This is a genomic window from Alicyclobacillus suci (genome assembly GCF_017329615.1).
Classification (GTDB): Bacteria; Bacillota; Bacilli; order Alicyclobacillales; family Alicyclobacillaceae; genus Alicyclobacillus; species Alicyclobacillus suci.
The window spans coordinates 1-1,332 of the sequence record NZ_JAFMTW010000125.1 but is presented as its reverse complement, the minus strand read 5'-3'; the positions used below and the strand labels follow the sequence as shown (position 1 = coordinate 1,332).

At 52.4% G+C, this 1,332-nt stretch carries 1 protein-coding gene; it reads right to left on the bottom strand.

The window, feature by feature from the left end:
• Window positions 1-16: 16 nt before the first annotated feature.
• Window positions 17-1,332, bottom strand: a 1,316-nt coding sequence (locus tag J3482_RS20065) for an IS5 family transposase (RefSeq protein WP_206923069.1), incomplete at its 5' end; no start/stop codon positions are given.

Genomic DNA, 1,332 nt, shown 5'->3' with positions numbered 1-1,332 from the left:
GGGGCTGCTGAATGATCTATGCAACAACCTTGCTTATGTCGAAATCCGTTCCGAAGAGTTCATCGAGTATGAGCCAAAAAAGAAGCCGTAACCTCTTCTCAAGGTTCAATACCAGTAGTTGGATGGCAATAACCGTCTCGCTCGTCTGACGAAGGCGTGCTCGAATCAGGCCAAGCCCGTAGATTCGCTTGCCTTCTCCGAATTTTCCTTCCACGGCATTCCGCTCGCCCATGTCCTGCCGTTCCATTTTCTTTTGCTCAGGGTCCGTCTGCTTGGGCGGTCGTCCGAGTTTCGGACCGCTCAGCCGGATTCCGTGGTCCTTGCAGTACTTGAGATTCTCCCGCGTTCGATAGATTTTGTCCGCCAAGATGGCCTCCGGGTAGTATCCGAAGCGTTCTTGGTAGCGCTCCACCGACTCTATCAGCGTCGTGCCTTCATTGAAACTGTCCCAACCGATCTCCTCCAGCAAGGTGTATCCATTGACCACACTGATGGCCAATTTTGGACCGAACTCCACATTCGCCTTTGCCTTTCCACGTACAATCGGCCGAACATCAGGCTGTACGATACTCACGATCCGGTCGCTCACCCGATGGTTACGCAATCGATACATTTCTCGTTGTTGACGATACAACTCACCAATGACCAAGAGGTCACGGTATTGTCGCCGCGAGAGTGCTGTTAGCGGAGTGTGTTGGACGAGTTGTTTAATAAATCTCAAGTCCCTCGCCACGTAACGCAATTGTCGCCCAACGGCTCTGCGAATCTCTGAGCGACCTGGCTTGCGGTTCTTTGCAGTTCTCAGATAGTCCCGGCGTGCTTGACGACGTCGGTCTCTCGGCTTCTTCATTTCGCCTTTGTGCGGCGCATGGAGCGTGTCAAGGATATCCTCCAACTTCTCACGCGCTTTGTTCAACAACGACAAGTCAGTTGGGTAGGCCACGTCTGCTGGTGTACAGGTTGCATCCAGGATGAGCTTTCCTTGATGGGTTGGTGGCTCCTGAACTTCAGATTGCGATCCACCGTTTGCATCGAACTTTCCAGATTCCCTAGGAGGTTCGTCCCTGTTCTCGTCGTCGTCCCCATTCTGTTCTTCCTGCAATCCGGCTTGCACAATCCATTCATTGACTTGGTTGATGATATCGGGACCCAATCGCTTGCGAAAATACGTCAGAAGAGAGGGATCAAAAGGTGGTTCCTCTTGATACGCCTCAAGACCAATGAAGTACTGCAGGTACGGGTTTTCCGTGATGTGCTGGACCAAGTGACGATCCGAAAAACCTTCTCGTTCCTGAATGATTAGCGCGCCAAGCGCCATCCGAACGGAGACGG